This is a genomic window from bacterium (assembly GCA_030655055.1).
GTDB lineage: Bacteria > Edwardsbacteria > AC1 > AC1 > EtOH8 > UBA5202.
Genome location: JAURWH010000041.1, coordinates 1 through 6,228, shown reverse-complemented (window position 1 = coordinate 6,228; position 6,228 = coordinate 1). Strand labels below are relative to the sequence as shown.

Below are 6,228 nucleotides of genomic sequence, written 5' to 3'. Positions count from 1 at the left end.
ATATATGATTTTAAATATTGCGGGCTTAAAAAAGCCCGTTTTTTAGTGCAGTTTTTTGTTGAAAATGATGGACTTATAGGCTAAAATGTAAGATTATGTATAAAAGAAAAAATAAAACTTTTTGGCCGGCGGTCTGCCTTGGCCTTTTGGTCCTTTTGGCCCTGGCCACCGGCTGCAGCCAAACACCCACCGAGGCTCCCACCAGCACGGTTATTTCCGGTTACGATTCCCTGGGCGTGTCCAAAGATGATTCCCCGGACTCCTATTATTTTAAGGATGGAACGGCCAGCTACGGAAGCATTCAGCTATGGTGGCTGTCGGCCACAACGCCTTCCACCGTCCAGCTACGCTCCAATTACGGCCTAAAGCTGGGCACCGGGAATGTCGCACCAGACTCAGGTTATTACAACGAAGTGACTTTGGACAATTCCCTGATGGGCCAGTCCTTTTTCCTGATCACCGACAATGTGCCCCACTATGGGAAGATCACCATAACCTCACGCCGGGACGACGCTGTCAGCGGTTATACCTTCATAGGCTTCCAGTGGGTGGTCCAGACCGTGGCCGGCAAAAAGGAGCTGTACTAAATACAAAATGCAAAAGGCAGAAAGCAAAATAAAAGATCACAACAGGCCGAATGACCATTTTAAAACGGCCAAAGGTTTTCTGTTTGCCCTGCTACTGCTTTTGCTGGGCGCATCCTTGCTTTGGGCCATGACCGAGGAGGAGGAATACAATATTGCCTGGCAATACTGTCAGACCGGAAAATACCCCCAGGCGGTGGAGGCCTACCAAAAGTTCCTTAAGCACCATCCCCGGGGAAAACTTCTGGCCGAAGCCCACTTTACCCTGGCTCGGATAGAGAACAGCGGGACCAACGCCTTTGCCCATTACCAGTTCATCCTGGACAATTACCCCGACCACGCCCTGGCGGCCCAGTCGGCCTTTGCCACGGCCCAGTACTGCCAGAACGCCGGGGCCTTCCCCGAGGCCAAAACCCGCTACCTGTTCACCTATTCCCGTTACGGCCAGACCCCGCCCGGCAGCGAAAGCCTGTACCGGCTGACCCTGATGGCGCTGGCCGCGGAAAGCCTGTCCCAGGCGGCATCCTATGCCCAGGCCTTCGTCCAGCAATACCCCCAGAATTTCCGGGGGGCGGCCATCGCCCGTTCCCTGGCCGACGGCTGGAGGCTAAAAAGCGATTCGGCCCAGGCCAATTATTACTGGAGACAGATCCTGGAGCTTTATCCCGAAAGCTACGAGGCCGGGGAGGCCAGGGAACAGCTTTTATCCGACATCGAGGACGGTCCCGAGGCGCAGGAAGACAGCCTTCCGTCGCCAAAGACAGTGATCCCGGCCGCCAAAACTCCGCCGGCCAAGACCCTCGTACCCCAGCCTAAACCGGCTGCCGGCCAGAGATATTATCTGCAGATAGGGGTCTACCGGGAAAGGGCCGTGATGGCCGACTGGAAAAAGCGGCTGGAGAAGCAGGAACACCAGTGCCGGGTGGACAGCAGCGGTTCCAAAAACAGCCGCAGCTACCGGCTTTTTGCCGGACCCTACGGCGGAAAAGAGGAGGCCCGGAAAGCATCCCAAAAACTGCTGAGCGCCTACGGCATCAAAACCATGCTGGTGCAAAAATGAGATATTATCTGTTTCCAATAAATTCGGCCACCGGCCGGGCCCGTTGATGGAAAAGATCACCCCCATGATCGCCCAGTACCACCAGATAAAGCAGGAGCATCCGGATGCCGTGCTGCTTTTCCGGGTGGGTGATTTTTACGAGACCTTTTTTGATGATGCGGTGCTGATCTCCAAGGTTCTGGGGATAGTGCTGACCGCCCGCAATCACGGCAAAGACAATAATGTCCCTCTGGCCGGGATCCCCCACCACGCATTGGAACGCTACGTGACCAGGCTGATCAAGGCCGGGTACAAGGTGGCCATCTGCGACCAGGTGGAGGACCCCAGGCTGGCCAAGGGCATCGTCAAAAGGGCGGTGACCGAGGTCATCACCCCCGGCACCGTGATGCGGCCCTCGCTGCTGGAGGAGCGCCGGGAAAATCTTTTGGCGGCGGTCAAGGTTCAGGGAACCAATTGCGGCCTGGTTTTGTGCGACCTCTCGGCTGGAAACCTCAGATTGACCGAACTGCCGTTGGCCGACCTGGCCGACGAACTGGGGCGCAATCAGCCTTCAGAGATACTGGTGCCAAAAGGGCAGGCCGATGCTTTAAAGTCCGCCTTGTCCGGTTTTGCCCTGACCCTGCAGGACGACTACCATTTTGACGGGGAATCTTCCCGGCGCAGACTGCTGGAACATTTCAAAACCGCCTCCCTGGCCGGGTTCGGTTGCCAGGAACTGGAACTGGCCACGGCCGCCGCCGGGGCGGCCCTGCGCTATCTGGAGGACAACCAGAAGACATCAGTAGGGCACATCGCCAAACTTACGCCCTACAGTCTTTCCAGCCAGATGCTGCTGGATAACGCCACCATCCGCAACCTGGCCCTGCTGCCGGAAAGCGCGCCCGGCCAGTCCAGTCTGCTGGAGGCCATAGACAAAACCCTGACACCGATGGGGGCCCGGCTGCTGCGGCGCTTTCTGGCGGCCCCGCTTTTGTCCCTGCCCCAGATCAAGATCCGCCAGGACGCGGTGGAGTCGCTTTTTAATTCCCGTCCGCACCGGGAGAACCTGGCCGCCCAGCTCAAGAAGGTGCAGGACCTGGAACGGCTGCTGGGGCGGATAACCTGCCACCGGGCCGGGCCCCGGGACCTGCTGGGACTGGCCCAGTCGTTGGATGCATCCAAACAGATGAAAGCATTATTGCCCGAAGGGGAATACTGGGGCGAACAGAGCGCAGGGCTGCATGATCTGGAAGACCTTGGCCTGCTGATCAAAAAGGCCATAGTTCCCGAGCCGCCGCTGGCCTTCATGCAGGGGGGATTCATCAGCCCGGGATACAGTCCGGAGCTGGACCAGCTGAACGCCCTGGCCTCCGGCGACAAATCCTGGATCGCCGGACTGCAGAAGACCGAACGGGAGCGCACAGGGATCAATTCCCTGAAGGTCGGCTTCAACAGCGTCTTCGGGTATTACATCGAGATCAGCACGGCCAATGTTTCTTTGGCCCCCCAAAACTACATCCGCAAGCAGACCCTGGCCAATGCCGAGCGCTACATCACCGAGGAACTCAAGGCTTACGAGGACAAGGTGCTGGGGGCCGAGGAAAAGATCCGGCAGCTGGAGCTGGAACTGTTCAACCGGTTAAAAGAGCAGATCTGCGGACACAGCGCCAAGATCAAGGAAACAGCCGAGGCCGTGGCGGCCATAGACGCCATCTATTCCCTGGCCCTGGCCGCGGTGGAGAACGGCTACCGCCGGCCGCTGGTGGACGAGGAATCAAGGCTGTTCATCCAGGGGGGCCGGCACCCGGTGGTGGAGAAGAATTTCCGGCTGGGGCAGTTCGTGGCCAACGACGCACTGCTGGACGGAGACCAGAACCGGCTGATAATTCTGACCGGGCCCAATATGGCCGGAAAATCGACCTACTTAAGGCAGATAGCGCTGATAGTGATCCTGGCCCAGATAGGATCCTTCGTTCCGGCCCAGCAGGCCCAGATCGGAGTGATCGACCGGGTCTTCACCCGGATCGGAGCTTCGGACGACCTGGCCAAGGGGGTCAGCACCTTTCTGGCCGAGATGAACGAGACCGCCAACATCCTGAACAACGCCAGCGGCAGAAGCCTGGTGCTTTTGGACGAGATCGGCCGGGGCACCAGCACCTTTGACGGGCTGGCCATCGCCTGGGCGGTCAGCGAATACCTGCACGACCAGACCCGGTGCAAGACCCTGTTCGCCACCCATTACCACGAGCTGACCGAAATGTCATCCTGGATGACCGGGATCAAGAATTATTCCATGTCGGTCAAACAGTGGGGGGACGAGATAATCTTCCTGCGCCAGGTGGTGGCCGGACCGGCCGGGCAGAGCTACGGGGTGCAGGTGGCCAAGCTGGCCGGTCTGCCCAAGGCCGTCATAGAACGGGCCCGCGAGATACTTTTCAACCTGGAATCGGACGCCCTGTCCGGCGACCGGACCCCGCGGCTGGCCCGGCACCAGGTCCCCCAAAATGAAACAACGGAAACGATCTTCAGCCGGCAGGAGCAGGCGGTGCTGAAGGAGATCAAATCGGTCGATCCCGAAACCCTGACCCCAATAGAGGCCCTGAACAAACTGGCCAGGCTAAAAGACATGACCAAAGAGGACGGCAAAGATGGATGAAGAAAGACTGGAAAACGAAGAATTGAATCGGGAGCAGGAGGAGACGGGCTTTCCTTCCGCGGAGGAAGAAAGCCTGTCAGAGCCGCAGTCTCCGGCCCCCACCAAGGGCCAGGGATTTATGGCCAGGCTTAAGGGTTATTTCAAGGCCGGAACTGCCAGCACCTCCGGGGACGGCCTGCTGCCCACTCCGGAGAATGAACCCGCGGAGGAGCAGGCATCAGATGAAGATCAAATCGCCGAACCTGATGAAGAACAGTTGGAAGCCGGCAGCTCATCCCCGTCCCAGGCCATTCAGGAAATGCCCGGGATCACCGAGCAGGATGCTGAACCGGTGCAAGACCCGGGCCAGCCAACAGTAGAGTCCGAGCCAGATTTGGGTCCCAAAGTGACGGCTTTTTCCATGGTTTCGCAGATAAAAAAAGATGTCAAAGAGTTTGCGGCCCGCTTTTTGGCCCGCCGCCAAACCCCTGGATCCGGGGCAGAACAGCCAACCGATGATCCCGTTGATGATAATTCCCCTGTGGCCGCCACCGCTGAGGAGGCTTATGACGGGGAAACCAACCAGCTGGAACAAACGAGCGAAGATCAGCCTGCAGTTGATACCGCCGAACCGGACTCGTTTCCAGCCGATTCCGAGCCGGAGCAGGATGAAGAGTTTGACGATCCTTCAGCCGGGAAAGAGAACATCCTGACCCGGTTCTTTGAAGGCGCTGGTGCCACAGGCGCCGCAGTGGCAGGCTGGGTGAAAAGAATATTCCATAAGGAGCCGGATCTTCCGATAGATGAGGCCCTGGCCCTGAAGCTGTCCCAAAAGAAGGCTTTGGATGAAGAGATAAAATCCAGGAGCAGGGAGACCGCCCACACCCTTAAAAAACTGAACCGTTCCAAGAAGGAGCGGAAGGAGCTTTTACAATACCAGGCCAAGATCAGGGGAGAACTGGCCCAGATCCTGGCCACCATGAAGGACCGGACCCGGGACGTAAGCGGGCTGGAGAAGCAGAGCCTGGCCCTGCAGCGGGAGATAGAAGAATCCTCGGGGCGCCACGGCCGGCTGCTGGACCAGATACAGTCGGCCAAGTCCCAGCTGGAATCGGTGATCTCGGTCATCGGCCAGCACAAGGCCCAGTCGGAAATGGTGGACGGGGAACTGGCGGCCAAACAGACCGCTCTTTCCGAACTTATCGCCAAGTTGGAACAGGCCAAAACCGGGCTTGATGCAGTTAGGGCGGAAGCCGCAGTTTTGCAAAGCGAGAAGGATGCCACCGGGCAGGCCTGGAATGACCTGAAAGAACAGATCACCGGGATGGAACAGGACCGGATTGAAAAAAACAGCCTGTTGGTGGCCTTGCTGCTGCAACTGGAGATCAAACAAAAAGAGGCTGACGAGAAACTCCACCAGTCAATGGTGCTGGAGGGGGTGCTGGAGGGCCTGCGCCAGGACCTGCGTTCCAGCCAGGAGGCCCTGCAGTCGGACAAAGACCAGGCGGCGAGCCTGGAGTCCAGCATCAAAGAAGGCAGGATCCAGCAGGAAACCCTGAACAGCCAGCTGGAACAACTGCAAAACCAGGTTTCCCAGCAGCAGCAGTCGCTTTACCTTTTAAAGAACGAGACGGAGACCCTTTCCAAAACCAGGACCGAGCTCGAGGGTCACATCCGGCGGAACCAGGAGGAACTGACCGGAGCCGAAAGCCTGCTGGTGGAGCGAAACCGGCAGGTGGCCAGCCTGGAAAAGGGGATCGAGGAGCTTCAGCAGGGCACCGCCAACCGCCAGAACATCCAGCAGCTGCTGCAGCAGAAGATCGAAGGCCTGAAAACAGACGGGATGGCCATAGCCAAGAAGGTCGATGAAATTGGAGAAGATGTCGCACCTGGCCCTGCCGGGGCACCGGGAGCTGATAGCCAAGGCCCGGGCGGAGTCCAGGGAAGGCCCGTTGGTCATTGCCGAACCC

General features: G+C 58.5%; 4 protein-coding genes. All 4 read left to right on the top strand.

Annotated features, from left to right (window positions below):
• The first annotated feature begins 95 nt into the window (after positions 1–95).
• Positions 96–587 (top strand): hypothetical protein, encoded by a 492-nt coding sequence (locus Q7U71_01830; protein MDO9390493.1) that lies wholly within the window; start codon positions 96–98, stop codon positions 585–587.
• Positions 588–594: 7 nt separating this feature from the next.
• Positions 595–1,644, top strand: a complete 1,050-nt coding sequence (locus tag Q7U71_01825; GenBank protein MDO9390492.1) for a tetratricopeptide repeat protein — start codon at positions 595–597, stop codon at positions 1,642–1,644.
• 46 nt (positions 1,645–1,690) lie between these two features.
• Positions 1,691–4,279, top strand: a complete 2,589-nt coding sequence (mutS, locus tag Q7U71_01820; GenBank protein ID MDO9390491.1) for a DNA mismatch repair protein MutS — start codon at positions 1,691–1,693, stop codon at positions 4,277–4,279.
• Positions 4,272–6,228: hypothetical protein (locus tag Q7U71_01815; GenBank protein MDO9390490.1), on the top strand; the 1,957-nt coding region annotated here is incomplete at its 3' end. The genes mutS and Q7U71_01815, both read left to right, overlap by 8 nt.

What these genes read in the sequence shown, in the direction of transcription:
- Q7U71_01830 (MDO9390493.1), top strand. Translation starts at nt 96, where the DNA reads ATGTATAAAAGAAAAAATAAAACTTTTTGGCCGGCGGTCTGCCTTGGC.
- Q7U71_01825 (MDO9390492.1), top strand. Translation starts at nt 595, where the DNA reads ATGCAAAAGGCAGAAAGCAAAATAAAAGATCACAACAGGCCGAATGAC.
- mutS (MDO9390491.1), top strand. Translation starts at nt 1,691, where the DNA reads ATGGAAAAGATCACCCCCATGATCGCCCAGTACCACCAGATAAAGCAG.